Genomic DNA, 17,809 nt, shown 5'->3' with positions numbered 1-17,809 from the left:
CGGTGTTGCAGTACGGCCTTGTTAATTTTGCAGCAGAAACCTTGATTCAGGGTTGTTGCTCACTATGCCACAAACCCGCGTGCTGCAATTCAGCAATCGCTTGTTCCATTTCTGCCTGTTTGGCAAACCAAGGGGATTTTTTACTCAGGGCCAGATAAACCTCAGTTTCCGCAATCACGAAACTGGTCAGCAGCAACTGTTGATATTCAGGAAAAGTGGCGATGGCATACTGTAAATAAGCCTGATCTTCAATCACCGCATCAGCCCGGCCTTTAACCACCAGCTCATTTTTTGCTTTGCGATGCGGCACTGCCAATAACTTAGCTTGCTGCTGCGGATCAGAGGCAAAGGTTTGAAAGGCTTCGCCCAAAAAGCTGCCTTGCGTGATGGCAATGCGGCCTGGGAAATTTTTCAACTCAGCAAAACTGCTCAGATGTTGCCATTGTGGCAGATTTTTATGCACCGCCAGCGTCAGTACTTCGTTGTGATGGGGGGCCAGGAATGCCATAAAGGAGCCCCGCTGTTTGGTTTTACTCAGATTAAACATTAAATCCAGCTCGCCGCTTTGCATCAGCAGCAGAGCACGACCCCAACTGACATCTAGATATTGCAGCTGACAACCCAGTTTACTGGCCAGTCGTTGCGATAAGACGACCCGGCTGCCTTGCCACTGCTGGTTCACCAGATAGGAATAAGGCGGAAAATCATGTACCTGAACTTTCAGCGTACAGCTGAACGCATCCATGCTGCACAAGCACAAAGCAAGCAGCAGTCGTTTCATTTTGTTATCTCAGCTCGATCACTATACTCTCAAAGTACCAGAGCCAAGATTATCCGGCAAGTTAACGGTAAACACGTCTTCGTCTGGCTTAGGCTAAATCTGTAGCGGGCAAGGAATTTAATTTTTTTATCCGGGTCAGACTATAAACTTGGCTGCACTGCCCCCATGATAGTGTGATGCCAGTTGTTGTGGCGCTGTGCAAGTTAAGTCTCAAAGAGGTAATTGATGAAAAATTCCTGGCAACAAGGTCCGGATCCGATGATGTTCCGGCTGGGTCGTTCGAAACCACCGGGTATATTTGGTTTGCTGCTGATTGTCGTGGCAGCGCTGTTTTTCTTAGTGTTTGGTGTCGGTATTCTGATGTTAGTTGCAACTTTGGCGGTATTATTATTACCCTGGTTGTGGTGGAAACGACGGCAATTGCTGCAAAAAATGGCGGCAGCGCAAGCGCAATACCAGCAGCAAACACCGACCGCAAGCCAGAGTGGCATTGTGATTGAAGGTGAAGTGATTCGGGCAGATAAACAACCGGATTAAAACCACGATATCATGCCGCGCTTTGGCCGATACCGATGCTGAGCTTATGCTTTGTCAGCTGTTTTCGCGATGGAGCACCAGCTTTGCTAAAACAGCGCTGAATTTCAGTTTTCCGCTTAAAATCTGTGACATGGCAGTGGTATACTCAGCTTTTCTGATCCAAGTTGTGTCTGAATATGCTCCCTAAGCTATCGCCTGAACAAACGTTATCTCCTCTGGTGCTGGATTATACTGCGGCCTTACAGGCGGCCGGATTCGCTGGTGATATTGAAACCAGTTATGCTGCCAGGCTGGCCGTGGCAACCGATAACAGTGTTTATCAGGCATTACCGCAAGCGGTGTTGTTGCCACGCACGATGGCAGATTTGCAAACGATCAGCCGGATTGCTCAAGCGCCGGCTTTTGCTGCTTTAAAATTCAGCCCGCGCGGTGGTGGCACTGGTACCAATGGTCAGGCGCTGACTGAACATCTGGTGGTGGATCTGTCGCGTCATATGCGGCAAATCCTCGAATTTAATCCAGAGCAGCGTTGGGTCAAAGTACAGGCTGGCGTGATTAAAGACCAACTGAATGCTTTTCTGCAACCCCATGGTTTCTTTTTTGCGCCAGATTTGTCGACCTCCAACCGTGCCACAATCGGTGGCATGATTAGTACTGACGCTTCGGGCCAGGGATCGCTGGTATACGGTAAAACCAGTGATCATGTGCTGGCGCTGAGGTCGGTGCTGGTGGATGGTACAGTGCTTGAGACCAGCCCGATGTCCCGCCAGCAGGCCGAACAGTTGGCGCAACAGCCTGATCGGATCGGCGCTATCTACCGGCAAGTATTGCAAAGCACCATCGAGTTCCGGCAACAAATCCTGCAAAAATTTCCGCGCCTGAACCGGTTTTTAACCGGCTACGATTTGGAACATGTCTGGGATGCTGAACTTACCCGTTTTGATCTCAGCAGGTTACTGACCGGTGCTGAAGGCTCGTTGGCTTTTGTCGCTGAAGCGAAGTTAAATGTCACGCCGATCGCGCCTTTTAAATGTCTGATCAATGTCAAATATGACAGTTTCGAAAGTGCGCTGCGCAATGCACCTTTTCTGGTGGCAGCCCGGGCAACGTCCGTCGAAACCGTTGACAGCAAAGTATTGGATCTGGCCCGTAATGACATTATCTGGCATCAGGTGAAAAACTTTATTGAAGACGTGCCGGGTAAAACCATGGCTGGCTTGAATATGGTGGAATATAACGCTGAAGATGCCGCCGAGATGCAAGATAAAGTTCAGTTGCTGGAGCAACGTTTACAACAAGCGCTCAACAATGGTGACAGCGGTATTATTGGCTATCAGTTGACTTACGATTTAGCCGCTATCCAGCAAATTTATGCCATGCGTAAAAAAGCAGTGGGTTTATTGGGGAATGCCAAAGGCGTGCAAAAACCAGTGCCTTTTACTGAAGATACTGCGGTGCCGCCAGAAAATCTGGCTGATTTTATTATGGAATTTCGTGCTTTACTCGACAGTCACGGCTTGAGTTATGGCATGTTCGGTCATGTTGATGCCGGTGTGTTGCATGTGCGGCCTGCGCTGGATATGTGCGATCCGGCGCAGGAAAAACTGCTACGACAAGTGTCTGATCAAGTGGTGGCTTTAACCGCCAAATATGGCGGCTTGATGTGGGGCGAGCATGGCAAAGGTTATCGCAGTGAATATGGACCGGCTTTTTTTGGTGACACACTCTTCAATGAGCTGCGTAAAATCAAGGCGGCTTTTGACCCTGATAACCGGATGAACCCTGGTAAGATTTGTACACCATGGCAAAGCGATGAGCAACTGGTCAGTGTCGATGGCGTCAAACGCGGTTTTTACGATCGGCAGATCCCCATTGCTGTGCGGCAAAGTTTTGATAGTGCCACCAACTGTAACGGCAATGGCCTGTGTTTTAATTATGAAGAAAATTCGCCGATGTGCCCATCCAGTAAGGTCAGCAAAGACCGGCAACATAGTCCGAAAGGTCGGGCCGGCCTGATGCGGGAATGGTTGCGGCTGATGGCACAGCAGGGTGTGGATGTGCTGACACAGGAACAGCAGTTGTTAGCCGGTAAAGGCCCGGTGCAATGGCTGCAGAAGTTGCGGAATAGCGTTGGTAAATCCCGTGGCGAGGCAGATTTTTCACACGAAGTGATGGCGGCGATGGAAGGTTGTCTGGCTTGTAAGGCTTGTGCCGGTCAATGTCCGATTAAAGTGGATGTGCCATCGTTTCGGGCGCGTTTTCTGCAGCTGTACCACAGCCGGTATCTGCGGCCAATGAAGGATTATGTGGTGGCGGGTATTGAACGGACCGCGCCGTTGCTGGCAAGGGCTCCGCGGCTGGTCAACTTTGCTTTGCAGTTAACACCGGTCAGCTACTTGCTACAAAAATATGTCGGGTACGTCGATTCCCCCTTGTTGTCGGTGCCGACTTTAGCCCAGCGTACCGCTGGCCGCTATCAGTTTGATTTGGGCCTGTTACAACAGTTGTCAGCTGCAGAACGCAGCCGGGTGGTGTTGCTGGTGCAAGATCCTTTTACCAGTTTTTATGAAGCTGATTTAGTAGCGGATGCGCTGCAATTGCTGGAAAAGCTTGGTTTTATGCCACAACTATTGCCATTTTTACCCAATGGCAAACCGCAGCATGTAAAAGGTTTTTTGCGTGAGTTTGCATTGACCGCGGCAACGGCAGCTGAGTTCTTGAATCAGTTACAGCCGTTAGGTTTGCCTATGCTGGGCCTGGATGCGTCGCTGGTGCTGGTCTATCGCGATGAATACCGCAAAGCGCTGGGCGATCGGCGCGGTGATTTCGAAGTGCAGCTGTTTCATGAATGGCTGCAACAACAGCCACTGCCTGCCTTACAGTCCGGTGCTGCGTTTAAGTTGTTCGCCCATTGCACCGAAAAAACCGCGCTGCCAGCGACGGAGAAAAGCTGGCAACAGATTTTTAGCCGCGCCAGTCTGCAACTGGATGTGGTGGCGGTGGGGTGTTGTGGTATGGCGGGCACTTATGGCCACGAAGCACAAAACCAGCACAACAGCCGGGCTTTATATGATATGAGCTGGCAACAGCCAATTGCTGCTTTGCAACCTGAGCAGATTCTGGTGACGGGTTTTTCCTGTCGTAGTCAGGTCAAACGTTATGAAGGCCGCAAGCCTTTGCATCCATTACAACAATTACTGCAACTGCTGCCATAACCTCCTCATAGTGCTGCTCCATTGGGTGCAGCACTTTTTGTGCTGTTGACTATACTTCTGTTCCCGGTCGCTGTGTGATCACAGGGCCTATCCACAAGCAATTACAGGAGTTCAGTATGTCAGCAAATCCAATTAACCCTGTTTGTTGGTTCGAAATTCCGGCGACAGATTTGGCCGTCAGCCAAAACTTTTATCAGACCATATTACAGATTGAATTAACCCGATTAGAGATGGGAGCTGATCAGATGGCGATGTTTCCGGCTGAGTCAAATCAACCCGGTTGTGGTGGCGCACTGGTGTGCGGGCCTGAAGCGCAACCCAATGCGTCAGGTTGTACTATTTATTTTGCGGCAACAGACTGTGCCGAAGTATTGGCGCGGGTGAATGCGGCTGGTGGTCAGGTGTTATTGGAAAAAACCAGTATTGGTGAATATGGCTTTATCGGCATGTTTTTAGATCCGGCCGGTAATAAAGTGGGTGTACATAATATGCCCGAAGTCTGAAGGGCAGTGATAACAAAGCCGTGCTGAGTCTGAGCCCAGCGCGGCTTTAGCATGCTGCCGCAGCGATTAAAAACGCGCGGTTAAGCCAAGTGTGATAGCCCGACCTGGTAATGGCGCATCGGCTTTGATAAAAGAGCTGTGCACATAACCAAGTTTATCTGCCAGGTTACTACCTTTAATAAAGGCGGTCATATCGACAGATTGCATGTCGAAGTAATAACTCAGACTGGCATCAAAAGTTGCATAACCTGCGGTCTCAGTTTCAAAAAAGTGGATGTGCTCCTGCCGAGCGTAAAAAGTCGCCCCCAGATCTGCACTCCACTGCTGAGCCTGATATTGGTATTGCAAGCCAGCTTTCAGCGGTGGGATCCGTGGTAACTGATCACCATTGCTATAACGGGTATCGCCACCATTTTTTAGTTTAGCGCGCACTGTGTCGGCAAAAACATTCAGCCGTTGCGTTGGGGTAAACTGGTAGGCTAATTCAAACTCCATGCCATAAAGAATGGCGTCATGTTGCTGATATTGATACACAAAAAATGAGTCGTGGCCATGATCGTGGTCATGGTCATGGTCATGGTCATGGTCATGGTCATGGTCATGACCTGTATCAGCGTGATCATGATCATGGCTATGACCTGCTAAATCTTCCATCGTGAGATCAGTGAAGTTCTGGTACAGGTAGTTATCGACCTGATTGTAGAAAAAGTTGTAGCTGAAAGTGACATCACCAGTGATTTTACGGAAACCAAGGTCAATATTATTGGCAATTTCGCGCTGCATTTTGCCGTTATACAAACTTATTTCACCATCTTCATCCAGTTGATAAGCCAGACCGACTTCATAGGATTTTGTCGCGATATGGGCACCATTGGCATAGATTTCAGCAGCTGAAGGTGCCCGTTCTGAGCGACTCAGGTTCAGTGCCCACTGATAATCCGGCATAAAATTCCAGACTAGTCCGGCGGACAGGCTGCTGGCGTTAAAACGAGCATAATTGTGTGCCGCCTCTGCAGCATGCTCCTCCGCATGGTCATGGCCTTCATCCGCATGGTCGTGCTCTGCCAGCAGAGCACCAGCTTTATGCTTGGTTTTTTCAAAGCGGCCACCTAATTGTGCCGTGATATCACCAAATTTCTGTTCTTCCAGTACAAACAGCGCATAGCTATTTGTCTTACTGGCTGGTGTAAATGCTTCGGCACCGACAGCATGATAGTCATTGTGCTGCAAATGCAGACCGACCAGACCATGCCAGCCGAAAACATCTGCATGCTCGGCGCTCAAGCGGTTTTCCAGCGCTTTGTTGCTAAAGGTGGTGCCAGCGGCGCCGCCTTCCACTTCAATATGTTGATAGTCGGTATAAGCACCGGTTAGGCTCAGTGTTTCAATGCCAGCAAAAGGGCTATAGAGTTCGCCGGCATAACCAACCCGGTCTTGTGTCATATCGGCATAGACACCTGTTTCTTCATGTGCATCAGCAGCAACTTCAATCTCTTCAGCTGCATGATGGTGATGCCCTGGGATGCCATACTTGCTGTCAATCCGACCAACAGTGACACCAAACAGGCCCTGACTGCCAACCCAGCTTAAACCGCCATTGACGGCCTGATTATCCAGCCAGGAATTGGCTAGTTTTTTACTGGTTTCGCCTTCATCATTGATAAATTCCGGTACGGCAACATCATTACTGTCGCGGTTAAAACCATCAAAATGCCAGGCCAGTTGATCCTGGGCGCCATCATGGCTCAACGCCAGGGTGGTTTCATCGGCAACAGTGTTAAATCTGCTGTCAACAATGGTTTGTGGCTGGCGTAGCTGGCGTGGAATGCGGTTATCCACCACATTGACAACGCCGCCGATGGCACCGCTGCCGTACAAGAGTGTCGCCGGGCCACGTAACACTTCGATTTGCTCTGTGGTAATGGCATCTGCGGTGATGGCATGATCGGGGCCGACACGGGAGACATCACCGGTATCCAGACCATTGCTTAGTACTTTAACCCGTGGGCCATCCAGGCCCCGGATCACCGGACTTGCTGCCACAGGGCCATAATAATTGCTATGCACACCTGGCATTGATTTTAAGGTTTCACCAATGGTTGCTTCCGTTTTCAGGCTAAGCGCTTCACCGCTTAACACCGACACAGGATGTGCCATGTCCAGATCATAATGATGTAAGCCAGAGGCGGAGACGGTGATCCGTTCAACACCACCTTCAGCTAAAGTCACATTCAGCGTTTGGGCTGTAGGTTGAATAAACTGGTCGCCATAGCCCTTGGCGGCGATATGTAATTCGGCCTGCGCCGGGCTCTGGATGCTGAACTGACCTTGGACATTGGTATACACATATTGCTGACGGCCATGCACATGCACCTTGGCATTCGCGATCGGTTGCCCTTGTTTGTTAACAACTGTCCCGCTAACCGTCTGATTTTGCGCCTGTGACTGAAAAGAAAGGCTGACTAACAGCGCTAACAACGCTGGTTTAAACAATGAATGAACCGTCATCGAACTACCTATATAAGTAAAATGCGTGTGATGTTATAACATTTTACGGTAAGTCAGGTGTCGCTGACAAGCCCTCTGATCGTTCGCTGCGGCGACATGACAGATTTTACCCTTGAGTAAAACCTGGTATCCCTTGCAAAATAATTCATTAAATTCAGTCTTTGACAGTGCTGTAACTGTCGTACAATAGCGTTTTTTGCTTCATTTCAGAGGAAAAACATGTCGTTTTGGCCAGAGTTTTTACTTGTTGCTTCAGTGCATTTTGTGGCCGTTGCCAGCCCGGGTCCTGATTTTGCCATCATTTTACGTTATGCCGTCCGTCATGGTGTCAAAGTAGCGCTAGCTGCCAGCGTTGGCATCGGGCTTGGCATCTTAGTCCATGTCGCTTATTCGTTATTGGGTATTGGCTTATTACTGAAAACCACGCCTTGGTTATTCCAGCTATTTTCTTTGTTGGCTGCAGCTTATCTTGGTTACATTGGCATGATGGCACTGCGCAGTGCGCCTGCAGCTGAGCCAACAGCTGAAGTAGCCGTCGCGGCCACACCTCAAATCAGTTTATGGCAATCTTTTCGCACCGGATTACTGACAAACGGTTTAAACCCAAAAGCGACGTTATTTTTTCTGGCGTTATTCGCCGTCATTATTTCGCCACAAACGCCAACTAGTTTCAAAATTATTTACGGTCTGTACATGGCCGTGGCCACTGCGGCCTGGTTCAGTTTATTGTCTTTTTTGCTAACCCGCGAAAAAGTGACAGCTTTTCTGCTTAACTATGGTTATTGGTTTGACCGGATCATGGGGCTGGTATTGTTGGCATTAGCTATGCAATTGGTATTCAGCGCTTTTATCGGCAATTAAACCTTGCCGGGCAGTAAACTAAAGCGCCAGCTTGCGGACTAAAGCAAAGAGGTGCTTTATGCAGATGCTCAGTAAAGTAATGCGGCTGGATTTGCAGTATAGCTGCGAACAATCTCATCATTATCAGCGTCAGACCTGTTATCTGGCGCCTTTTGCCGATGAAGCAGCCGAACATCTGGCCAAACGACTACTGAGTTATCTGGCATTGTTTGAGCTTCAGCCCGAATTATCCCGCCACGACCATGCCGGCAAGAAGCCTGACCTTTATCTGCAGGATCAACATCAGCATTTTTTACTTTGGTGTCAGGTTGATATTCCGAATGAAAAACAACTGCAGCGGGCCTCACATCAGTCTGAGCAAGTGTTATTGGTCAGTACAGATGAGGATGTAGCAAAATTGCGGCAGCTCAGTAAAGGTCTGACCAATGTTCATTTTTTGCCACTGTCACCGCCACAACTGGCGCTTTGCTGTCAGATGTTCAAAGGCCATATGCAATGGTCGGTCTGGCGCGATGAATGTCAGTTACTGATCACAGATGGTCAACAACAGCTTGAAATCAACTTACCTGAATCAGTCTGTTGTGACACCTCTGGTATGACATTCAGATTTACCAGCGTGCTCGCTTTGCAGTATAATCCGCCGCGATTTTAATGCGCCGGATTTGCGATCCGGACTGAGCAAAAAGGTAAATTATGTACGTAGTAGCTGCGCTTTATAAATTTGTTTCCTTGCCTGATTATGTCGCCTTGCGCGACAAACTTTACCAACACATGGTGTTACATCAAGTCAAAGGTACCTTGTTGTTGGCAGAAGAGGGCATTAACGGCACCATTTGCGGTCATCGTGACGGCATAGATGCCGTGAAAAACTGGTTGCTGGCGGATAGCCGTTTTAGTGGTTTATCTTACAAAGAATCGATGGCAGATGAACCCGCATTTTACCGCACCAAGGTCAAATTGAAAAAAGAGATTGTCACTATGGGTGTGGAAGGTATTAATCCACAGCATATTGTTGGCACTTATGTCAAAGGTCAGGACTGGAATAATCTGATCAGTGATCCTGACACTGTCGTCATTGATACCCGGAATGATTATGAAGTGGCCATTGGCAGTTTTAAAAATGCCATTAATCCGAACACTACCAGTTTTCGTGAGTTCCCGCAGTGGGCGGCGGACAATCTTGACAGTGCCAAACATAAAAAAGTGGCCATGTTCTGTACTGGTGGTATTCGCTGCGAAAAATCAACAGCTTATTTGAAAGAACAAGGTTTTGAAGAAGTGTATCACCTCGATGGTGGGATCCTGAAATACTTGGAAGAAGTGCCGGCAGCGGACAGTTTATGGCAAGGCGAATGTTTTGTGTTTGATCAGCGTGTTGCCGTCAAACATGGTCTGGAACAGGGCAGTTATGATCAGTGTTATGCCTGCCGGATGCCGCTGTCAGTAGAAGAAATGCAATCAGAATTTTATGTCAAAGGCTTAAGTTGCCCGCACTGTCATGACAAAATCACCGCAGAACAAAAAGCAGCTTTTACTGAGCGGCAAAAGCAAATTGAGCTGGCAAAAAAACGCGGTGAGAAGCATATCCGCGATGGTAAAGTCGATTTCTAACCACGGCTTTGGTTATCCCTGGCTGGCACCATGTCTGCCAGGGCGCATCTCCTCTCTCAGGTTCAACCGCATTTCTTTCGTCACTGGTTGTTAGGTTGTCCGGTCATTTCCTGCTGATGCTAAAAAATATTTGGCAAAAACCTGCTTTTGCCTTTTATTTATCCTATTCCACTGCTACACCTTTGTGGTCAGATTAATATTTAACCTACTGAATTTATTCAGATGAACAAGCTGGATATGGATTTAAGCCCGTCAAAGCCAAAAACAATTTTAATTGTGGATGACTCTGCACCCCTACGTGCTGTGGTCAATACCACTTTGACTGCTGCCGGTTATCAGGTACTTGAGGCTGATGACGGCAGTAGCGCATTGCCGCTGTTGGATGGACGAAAAATACATTTAATTATCAGCGATATTTATATGCCGCAGATGGACGGGCTCAGTTTTGTGGCTGCCGCCAGACAACTGCCAGCCTACAAATTTGTGCCGATGATGATGTTAACCAAAGAGGCCGCTGATGAAAAAATGCTGGTCGCGCAGCAGTTGGGAGCTAAAGCCTGGCTGGTGAAACCTTTTGTGGCGGCTCAGCTGTTAAAAGCTGTCGCCAGATTGCTGCATTAATACCGACGGTACCGACGGTTTGAACACCTTGGTGGCACACCGTCGTGGCACACCGACAGTTGTCGGGTAAAAGTTGTAATAACAGATCTAACCACTGGAGCGACTTGATGGAAGCTTTTAATAATATGAAGATTGGGACTAAGCTAGGATTCGGCTTTGCGATTGTGCTGATCCTGATGGCTGTCATGGGTTTCTCGGCGTTAAATCAGATGGAAAAAGTCAATCAGCAATCCACAGTGATTACCACCAACTGGTTACCAGCGACCCGTTTTATTTTAGACTTGAATACCAATACCTCAGATTTTCGCATTGCTGAGCTGTCGCATATTATCTCCAGCAATGAAACTGAAATGCAGCGGTTTGAAGCTACGCTCAATACAGTGCTGGAGCAAATCAATAACAATAAAAAAGCTTATCAGGCACTGATTAACACCGAAGAAGAGCGGGCTTTGTTTGACCAGTTCAGTACTGAGTACCAACAATATCTGCAATATCACCAACAAGTACTCCAGCTTTCCCGTCAGTTAAAAACAGAAGAAGCGATGCAGATTATTAATGGACCATCGCAAAAGCTGTTTGATAGCACTTCAGCGCTGGCACTCAAGCTGGCGGCCTTAAATACCAAAGGTGCGGATGACGCCAGTCTGATGGGCGATGAGATTTATGCCACGGCCCGCCAGATGGTGATGGTGGTGATGAGTATCAGCTTGGTGTTGGGCATTTTGATCGCAACCTTAATTGTCAGAAATTTACTGCGTCAGTTAGGTGGCGAACCGTCTTATGCCGCGCAATTGGTGTCGCAAGTTGCGGCTGGCGATTTGACAGTGCAAGTTCGATTAAAGACAGGTGATCACAGTAGTATGCTGGCAGGTATTGCGCAGATGGTGGTGAAATTATCAGCCATTGTTGGCGAAGTGCGCAGTGCGGCCGATAATTTGTCTTCTGCTTCTGAAGAAGTTAGTTCTACCGCGCAAACGATGTCACAAGCGACCAGCGAACAGGCCGCCAGTGTGGAAGAAACCAGTGCTTCAGTGGAGGAGATGAGCGCTTCAGTTGGTCAGAATGCTGAAAATGCCAAAGTGACGGAAAGTATTGCCTCTAAAGCTGCGCAATTGGCCACAGATGGCGGTCAGGCGGTGGAACAAACCGTGACAGCGATGAAAAGTATCGCCAACAAAATCAGTATCATTGATGACATCGCTTATCAGACTAACTTACTGGCCCTCAATGCTGCAATTGAAGCGGCCCGCGCCGGAACCCATGGCCGTGGTTTTGCTGTGGTGGCGGCAGAGGTGCGTAAGCTGGCAGAGCGTAGCCAGGTGGCAGCGCAGGAAATAGGCGAAGTGGCCCGCAACAGTGTCAGTCTGGCGGAAAAAGCCGGTTCTTTGTTGTCTGATATTGTGCCGGGCATTTTGCGAACCTCTGAACTGGTGCAGGAAATCAGTGCCGCCAGTGATGAGCAGAGCAGCGGTACCAGTCAGATCAATATCGCGATGTCGCAACTGAATCAAATCACTCAGCAAAATGCTGCCAGCAGCGAAGAGTTGGCGGCGACCGCTGAAGAAATGAGTGGACAGGCCGAACAGCTGCAAGAATTAATCGGCTTCTTTAAAGTAGGCGCCAGTGGTGGCTTCAGCTCGCAACTATCGACCGACAAACAATACGCTTATTAGCCGGGTCGCGGCGACAGGCAGGCGTGATATCGCTTGCCTGTTGACCGTTCTGGAGCAGTTTGATGGCACAACCGGTCACTCCAACGCATCTGATAGATATTTTTTTGCAACCCGGGGAATGGTGCCTGGCTGATCAGGATTATCGTATCCGCACCTTATTAGGTTCATGTGTTTCAGTCACTTGTTGGCACGCTGCCAGCAAAACTGGCGGCATGACACATTTTTTATTGCCGACGGCCCATAGCAAGCAAAAAGCTGAAGATGCCGGCCGTTATGCCGATAGTGCTTTGCAGGCCATGCTGCAACAATTTGGCCGGCAGGGCATTCAAGTGTCTGAGTTGCAAATGAAGTTATTTGGCGGTGCTTCAATGTTCAGCGGCCAGGATATTTCAGCCAGGCAAATTGGCCAACAAAATATCAGCGCCGCCCGACAATTTGTGCAGCGCCTTGGGGGTAAATTTGCCGCCGAACATGTGGGTGGTCAGGGTCATCGCAATCTGATTTTCGAGATTGGCACTGGCCATGTCTGGTTGCGTCAGGTCAAACTATAACAATGGCTGTCCTTACCCGCCCAAGTCCAGGCTGGCACCGGCGCAGCGGCAACCTTGTTGGATCCATTCTTCCAGTGCATGGCATGACATGGGTTTTGCCAGGTAATAGCCTTGAGCCACTAAGTTATTGAATTGCTGCAAGTATTTCCAATCAGCCGGATTTTCCACACCTTCAGCCACCACTTTAATACCCAGTTGCTGACACATGGATAAGGTGCTGCTCAGGATCACTTGTAAATGCCGACGACTAGCGATGCCATCAATCAGACTGCGGTCTATTTTCAATTCGGTAAATGGAATTTGCGACAGTTGTTTGACCGAAGAATAGCCAGTGCCGTAGTCGTCGATGGATAAGCCAAAACCCGACAGCCGCAGCCGGCTTAAAAAAGCCAATGCCTGGCCCATATTACGAATGACGGCGGTTTCAGTAACTTCAAACATTAACTGGGTGGGGTCGATGGCCGAATCAGCCAGCAATTGATTCACTTGTTGCAAGAAAAACGCATTTTCAAACGAAGTCGCTGAGAGATTTACCGAAATATTCGGCACAAAGCCTTTGACACGCCATTGCTGCAGCTGGGCTATGGCCAGTAACAGCACTTCGTAGCTCAAGGCATCGATTAGGTTAAAACGTTCGCAGACGGCAATAAAATGGCCTGGATAGATCAGGCCACGGCTGGGATGTTGCAGTCTGACCAACGCTTCGACCCCAGTCAGTTGTCCACTTTGGATGTCAACTTTGGGTTGATAGTGCAACACAAATCTATGTTGCTGTAAGGCCTCAGATAACTCTTTGAAATCAAGCAGGGGTTGCTGCTGCTGTTGGGATGCGTTTTTATTGCTTTGCGTTTGCGGCTTTAACTGACTGAGTAATTGACTGAATGCCGCAGTGTCCAGTGGCTTTTGTAAACTGCCCAATACCTGCAATCCATCGGCGCGAGCCATCAGCTCAACCGCAGTGAGCAGATTTTGCTCGCGTCCACTGACAATAATCACGGCTGCATTGCAGTTTAGCGAGGCCACTCTGTGCAATAACTCAATACCATCTAAACCTGGCATTTCTAAATCACAAATCAGCACATCAAATTGCTGCTGTTGTAGCATAGGTAAGGCAATTTCACCATTTTCGGCGCAGCTTAGTTCAGTAAAGCCAATGTCACGGCATAGCTGCAGCATGTATTCACGTTGTACCGGGCTATCATCCACAATCAACAATTTCAGATTTTGCATGCAAATGTCCTTATTGACTGTATTGCATAATGACGGCAGGGATCCGATCCAGCCCAACAATCTGGTCTACTGCCTGGCGCTTAATGGCTTCTTTTGGCATGCCAAACACCACAGAAGACTCTTCATCCTGTGCGTAAGTGCGGGCGCCTGCTTCGCGCATTTCCAGCAGTCCTCGTGCGCCATCATCTCCCATCCCGGTCATGATAATGCCGATGGCATTGGCGCCGGCAATTTTAGCCACACTGCGAAATAATACATCGACTGAAGGGCAGTGCCGGTTCACCGCCGGACCAGGCTTCACCAGTGCCTGATAATAAGCACCACTGCGAGCTATTGATAAATGCTGGCCGCCTGGGGCTATCAGTGCCAGACCTGGCCGGATCCTGTCACCATGTTTTGCCTCGCGTACTTCAATGGCACAAATGGAATTGAGCCTCGCCGCAAAAGCTGCGGTAAATTTCTCTGGCATATGCTGAACAATGACAATGCCTTCGCAGACTGATGTGAGTTGCGATAGCAGAAACTCCAGTGCGATAGTACCGCCGGTGGAGGTGCCGATGGCAATCACTCGCTCTGTGGTGCGTGCCATTGCCTGGGTGTCAGTGTTGACCACAGGCTGCAACAGTGGAGCTGGCGGTTGTAACTGTCTCGGTAACAGGTTACGGGTATTGGTGCGGGCTGCTTCCCGGATCGCATCGGCGAATTGTTGTTTGCTGGCCTGCAAGAAATTTTTCACACCAAGCTGCGGCTTGGTAAAAATACCAGCGGCGCCTGCTTGCATCGCCTGAACTGTGGTAGCGGCGCCTTTTTCAGTTAAGGATGAGCAGATCAGCACCGGGGTCGGTCTGGTTTGCATAATTTGTTTTAAAAAGGTGATGCCATCCATCCGTGGCATTTCGACATCCAGCGTAATGACGTCAGGCCAATCCTTATTCATCTTATTCATGGCAAATAACGGATCAGGCGCACTGCCCAATACTTCAATGTCGGCAAAACCTTCCAACAGCTGGGTCAACACTTGTCGAACCAGGGCGGAGTCGTCAACGATTAAAACTTTGATCCGTCGTGCTTGCATCTAAACTCCAAACAGTGATAACTATCAGCTTGATATTGTCGGCCGTTACTTTTGAACACTACTTCTGATAACAATAGCAGCTCGGTTGTACCTGCTGTAGTGAGGGGTGATAACCATGGATGCTTTCCGAGTGACCAACCAATAAGGTGCCACCTGGTTTTAATTGCCGCACCACATTTGATACGATGAGCTTTTTGTCTTCCAATTCAAAATAGATCAATACATTACGTAAAAAAATGACGTCAAACTGCGGTAATTTAGCGTCCAGTTTAAATAAGTTAGCCAGACTGAACTGGACATGCTGACGTACTGGCTGACCGACTCTGAACCAGCCCTGATCTTTACCGACGCCTTTTTCACAATAATTTTTCAGCATCGGCAACGGAATTTTTTCGATCTCCTCGATTGGATAAATACCGCGTTGTGCTTTTTCCAGCACTGTTGTATTGATATCAGTGGCACAGATTTTCCAGGGGGTCTCCAAGCCAAGTTCAGCAGCCAGTACCATGGCAATGGAATAGGCTTCCTGACCGGAAGACGCTGCCGCACTCCAGATCTGCCATTGCCGGTAACCAGGTTGTTGTTGCAACAGTTTTTGCAAAAAAGCGAAATGCTTTTCTTCACGGAAAAAATAGGTCTCGTTGGTGGTCAGCAAATTCAAACAAGTCTGCCGCTCCTGTTGATGTGCCGGCACCCGCAAATATTCCAGATAAGCGCCAAAACCAGATAGTTGCAGGGCACTGAGCCTTTTTTGCAGGCGACCACTGACCATACTACTTTTCACATCTGCCAGATGGATGCCGGCCTGCTGATACAACCAGTCACGAAATTGCACAAATTCCGCTTTGGATAAAGTATGAAGCCGGTTTCCGCTGCCGGCTTCAGAACTTTTCATATTCAAAATCATCATCCTGCCGGGGTCTGACACCGGCTGTTGTTTGGACTGACATGGCTGGAATTTTCACCTTGACAGAGCGGGTTGTGGCAGGCAAACGTTTTGATGGTGCTGGCGTAGCTGGTTTAGCTGCACGTGGCGGCTGCGACACCGTCTTTTTCCTGCCGTGATTCGCCTCAGTTGATGATTTGGCAGCCGCGGGGCTGATAGTGCCAATACGGCGGGGTTCATGTGATTGCCCTGGTAACTGAAAATAGGCCACCAGTTGCTGTAACTGTTGTGCTTGAGCGGTTAATTCTTCCGAAGTGGCGGATAGCTCCTCCGAGGCTGCGGCATTTTGTTGCGTGGCTTGGGTAATGTGGCTGATGGCAGTATTAATCTGGCCGGCGCCCTGGCTTTGCTCAGTGCTGGCGGCGGAAATTTCCTGGACTAATTCTGAGGTGCGCTGAATGGCTGGTAGCATTTGGTCTAGCAGTTGTCCTGCCTGTTCAGCCAGTGCGACTGAGCTGGCTGCAACGTCACCGATATCTTTGGCTGCGGTTTGACTGCGTGCCGCTAACTTGCGCACCTCAGCAGCGACCACGGCAAAGCCTTGGCCGTGTTCACCAGCCCGGCCAGCTTCTATCGCAGCATTGAGCGCCAATAAATTGGTCTGGTAAGCGATATCGTCGATAATACTGATTTTCTGGGCTATCTGATGCATAGCTTTGACGGTATTGCGCACAGCTTCACCACCGATCACGGCATCGCTGGCACTGTCCTTGGCAATCGCTTCAGTGACTGTCGAGTTTTGATTATTTTGCGCGATTGAAGCCGACATTTGTTCCATTGCACTGCTGGTTTGTTCAACGCTGCCTGCTTGTTCAGTGGAAGATTGACTCAACCCTTGGGCCGTGCCACTCATCTGGGCTGAAGCCGATGATAAGGTATCCGCCGAGCTGCGGACCTGGCTAATAATCTGTGCCAGTCGTTGTACCATTTGTTGTAAGTGGCGCAACATACTGTGTTGATCGGTCGCTGCAACCGGGATTATCACACTCAAATCACCAGCAGCTATTTGTTGGATCACTTGCACTGCGGCTGCTGGTTCACCGCCGAGTTGACGTAGAATGCTGCGGCTGATCAGGACTGCCAGTAACACGGCAACCGCCAGGCTCAGCAGCATCAGACCCAGCATCAACTGCAGATTATGCTGGTAATTCTGGCTGGATTGTTGATACAGCAGCGCAGACTCCCGGGTTTGCAATGCAATGAGCTGGCGAAATTGCTGTTGTAGCTCTGGCACTAAGGCTACTTGCTCTTGTTGTAAATAAGCAGCCAGTGCTGCTGCGTTCAGCGGTTGGTACCATTGCTGTAATTGTTGTAGTTGTGCATTGACTTGCGCGATATCGGCTTTGATCGCGTCAACTAAGCGCTGCTCTTCCGTGGTCAGCCGGGTGGCTAGATACTGTTGCCATAGTTGCTGGTACTCAGTTTGTTGCTGGCGCTGTTGCTCCAGTTGTGGCGCAGTGGCAAAACCTTGCTGCTGGATCTGCAGCGGCTGCTTTTGCAGCAGGTCTGACAGCAGATCGGACACAGTGATCAGTTGTTGCATCGGAACCACCCGATCCTGATACATAGTCGCCATACTTTGTTGTTCTAGCCAAATGCCCCGCAGCCCAAGCAGCCCGGATAAAATCAGCAACAGGATCATGCTCAGGGCCAATAACCCCTGGCGGGCGAATAACGACATTTGATCGAACATCGAC

Annotated in this window: 15 protein-coding genes; 9 read left to right on the top strand and 6 right to left on the bottom strand. The window is 49.2% G+C overall.

The window, feature by feature from the left end:
* Positions 1-46 precede the first annotated feature (46 nt).
* The gene (locus tag AC53GJ_RS11810; protein WP_496727906.1) at positions 47-745 is read right to left on the bottom strand and encodes a substrate-binding periplasmic protein; all 699 of its coding nucleotides are present in this window, start codon (positions 743-745) and stop codon (positions 47-49) included.
* 261 nt (positions 746-1,006) lie between these two features.
* Between AC53GJ_RS11810 and AC53GJ_RS11805 the strand changes: the two genes are divergently transcribed.
* The 3 genes from AC53GJ_RS11805 (at position 1,007) to AC53GJ_RS11795 (ending at position 5,036) form a co-directional block, all read left to right on the top strand.
* Positions 1,007-1,318, top strand: coding sequence for a hypothetical protein (locus AC53GJ_RS11805; protein WP_496727905.1), 312 nt, complete (start codon positions 1,007-1,009; stop codon positions 1,316-1,318).
* Positions 1,319-1,494: 176 nt separating this feature from the next.
* Positions 1,495-4,533 (top strand): D-2-hydroxyglutarate dehydrogenase YdiJ, encoded by a 3,039-nt coding sequence (gene ydiJ, locus AC53GJ_RS11800; protein ID WP_496727904.1) that lies wholly within the window; start codon positions 1,495-1,497, stop codon positions 4,531-4,533.
* Between the two features lie 116 nt (positions 4,534-4,649).
* Positions 4,650-5,036, top strand: a complete 387-nt coding sequence (locus AC53GJ_RS11795) for a VOC family protein (RefSeq protein ID WP_496727903.1) — start codon at positions 4,650-4,652, stop codon at positions 5,034-5,036.
* 66 nt (positions 5,037-5,102) lie between these two features.
* Here the strand turns inward: AC53GJ_RS11795 and AC53GJ_RS11790 are convergent, their stop codons facing one another.
* Positions 5,103-7,544 (bottom strand): TonB-dependent receptor, encoded by a 2,442-nt coding sequence (locus AC53GJ_RS11790; protein WP_496727902.1) that lies wholly within the window; start codon positions 7,542-7,544, stop codon positions 5,103-5,105.
* A 219-nt stretch (positions 7,545-7,763) separates the two neighbouring features.
* Here AC53GJ_RS11790 and AC53GJ_RS11785 point away from each other — a divergent pair, with 219 nt between their 5' ends.
* The 6 genes from AC53GJ_RS11785 (at position 7,764) to AC53GJ_RS11760 (ending at position 12,861) form a co-directional block, all read left to right on the top strand.
* Entirely contained in the window at positions 7,764-8,405 is a 642-nt protein-coding gene (locus AC53GJ_RS11785; RefSeq protein WP_496727901.1) for a LysE family translocator, read from the top strand.
* Between the two features lie 58 nt (positions 8,406-8,463).
* Positions 8,464-9,057 carry a YaeQ family protein gene (locus tag AC53GJ_RS11780; RefSeq protein WP_496727900.1) on the top strand — a complete coding sequence of 198 codons (594 nt, stop codon included), beginning with the start codon at positions 8,464-8,466 and terminating at the stop codon, positions 9,055-9,057.
* Between the two features lie 41 nt (positions 9,058-9,098).
* Complete coding sequence (gene trhO, locus AC53GJ_RS11775; RefSeq protein WP_496727899.1) at positions 9,099-10,016, top strand: oxygen-dependent tRNA uridine(34) hydroxylase TrhO; 918 nt, start codon at positions 9,099-9,101, stop codon at positions 10,014-10,016.
* 222 nt (positions 10,017-10,238) lie between these two features.
* Positions 10,239-10,637 carry a response regulator gene (locus tag AC53GJ_RS11770; protein ID WP_496727898.1) on the top strand — a complete coding sequence of 133 codons (399 nt, stop codon included), beginning with the start codon at positions 10,239-10,241 and terminating at the stop codon, positions 10,635-10,637.
* Positions 10,638-10,744: 107 nt separating this feature from the next.
* Positions 10,745-12,310 carry a methyl-accepting chemotaxis protein gene (locus tag AC53GJ_RS11765; protein WP_496727897.1) on the top strand — a complete coding sequence of 522 codons (1,566 nt, stop codon included), beginning with the start codon at positions 10,745-10,747 and terminating at the stop codon, positions 12,308-12,310.
* 62 nt (positions 12,311-12,372) lie between these two features.
* Entirely contained in the window at positions 12,373-12,861 is a 489-nt protein-coding gene (locus tag AC53GJ_RS11760; protein WP_496727896.1) for a chemotaxis protein CheD, read from the top strand.
* Between the two features lie 12 nt (positions 12,862-12,873).
* Here the strand turns inward: AC53GJ_RS11760 and AC53GJ_RS11755 are convergent, their stop codons facing one another.
* From AC53GJ_RS11755 to AC53GJ_RS11740, 4 genes are read right to left on the bottom strand one after another with little or no spacing between them, the layout of a single operon-like run.
* Positions 12,874-14,091: an EAL domain-containing response regulator gene (locus AC53GJ_RS11755; RefSeq protein ID WP_496727895.1), complete on the bottom strand. Its 1,218-nt coding sequence runs from the start codon at positions 14,089-14,091 to the stop codon at positions 12,874-12,876.
* 10 nt (positions 14,092-14,101) lie between these two features.
* Positions 14,102-15,166: a protein-glutamate methylesterase/protein-glutamine glutaminase gene (locus AC53GJ_RS11750; protein WP_496727894.1), complete on the bottom strand. Its 1,065-nt coding sequence runs from the start codon at positions 15,164-15,166 to the stop codon at positions 14,102-14,104.
* 58 nt (positions 15,167-15,224) lie between these two features.
* Positions 15,225-16,061, bottom strand: a complete 837-nt coding sequence (locus AC53GJ_RS11745) for a CheR family methyltransferase (RefSeq protein WP_496727893.1) — start codon at positions 16,059-16,061, stop codon at positions 15,225-15,227.
* Positions 16,048-17,805, bottom strand: a complete 1,758-nt coding sequence (locus AC53GJ_RS11740) for a methyl-accepting chemotaxis protein (protein ID WP_496727892.1) — start codon at positions 17,803-17,805, stop codon at positions 16,048-16,050. Before AC53GJ_RS11740 ends, AC53GJ_RS11745 begins: the two co-directional genes overlap by 14 nt.
* Positions 17,806-17,809: the final 4 nt, after the last annotated feature.

The sequence above is a fragment of the Rheinheimera sp. B2H12 genome, assembly GCF_059620065.1.
This window is presented reverse-complemented; position numbering and strand designations above follow the sequence as displayed.

Coding starts and splice junctions, on each gene's coding strand:
- AC53GJ_RS11810 (WP_496727906.1), bottom strand. CDS start 745: ATGGATGCGTTCAGCTGTACGCTGAAAGTTCAGGTACATGATTTTCCG.
- AC53GJ_RS11805 (WP_496727905.1), top strand. CDS start 1,007: ATGAAAAATTCCTGGCAACAAGGTCCGGATCCGATGATGTTCCGGCTG.
- ydiJ (WP_496727904.1), top strand. CDS start 1,495: ATGCTCCCTAAGCTATCGCCTGAACAAACGTTATCTCCTCTGGTGCTG.
- AC53GJ_RS11795 (WP_496727903.1), top strand. CDS start 4,650: ATGTCAGCAAATCCAATTAACCCTGTTTGTTGGTTCGAAATTCCGGCG.
- AC53GJ_RS11790 (WP_496727902.1), bottom strand. CDS start 7,544: ATGACGGTTCATTCATTGTTTAAACCAGCGTTGTTAGCGCTGTTAGTC.
- AC53GJ_RS11785 (WP_496727901.1), top strand. CDS start 7,764: ATGTCGTTTTGGCCAGAGTTTTTACTTGTTGCTTCAGTGCATTTTGTG.
- AC53GJ_RS11780 (WP_496727900.1), top strand. CDS start 8,464: ATGCAGATGCTCAGTAAAGTAATGCGGCTGGATTTGCAGTATAGCTGC.
- trhO (WP_496727899.1), top strand. CDS start 9,099: ATGTACGTAGTAGCTGCGCTTTATAAATTTGTTTCCTTGCCTGATTAT.
- AC53GJ_RS11770 (WP_496727898.1), top strand. CDS start 10,239: ATGAACAAGCTGGATATGGATTTAAGCCCGTCAAAGCCAAAAACAATT.
- AC53GJ_RS11765 (WP_496727897.1), top strand. CDS start 10,745: ATGGAAGCTTTTAATAATATGAAGATTGGGACTAAGCTAGGATTCGGC.
- AC53GJ_RS11760 (WP_496727896.1), top strand. CDS start 12,373: ATGGCACAACCGGTCACTCCAACGCATCTGATAGATATTTTTTTGCAA.
- AC53GJ_RS11755 (WP_496727895.1), bottom strand. CDS start 14,091: ATGCAAAATCTGAAATTGTTGATTGTGGATGATAGCCCGGTACAACGT.
- AC53GJ_RS11750 (WP_496727894.1), bottom strand. CDS start 15,166: ATGCAAGCACGACGGATCAAAGTTTTAATCGTTGACGACTCCGCCCTG.
- AC53GJ_RS11745 (WP_496727893.1), bottom strand. CDS start 16,061: ATGAAAAGTTCTGAAGCCGGCAGCGGAAACCGGCTTCATACTTTATCC.
- AC53GJ_RS11740 (WP_496727892.1), bottom strand. CDS start 17,805: ATGTTCGATCAAATGTCGTTATTCGCCCGCCAGGGGTTATTGGCCCTG.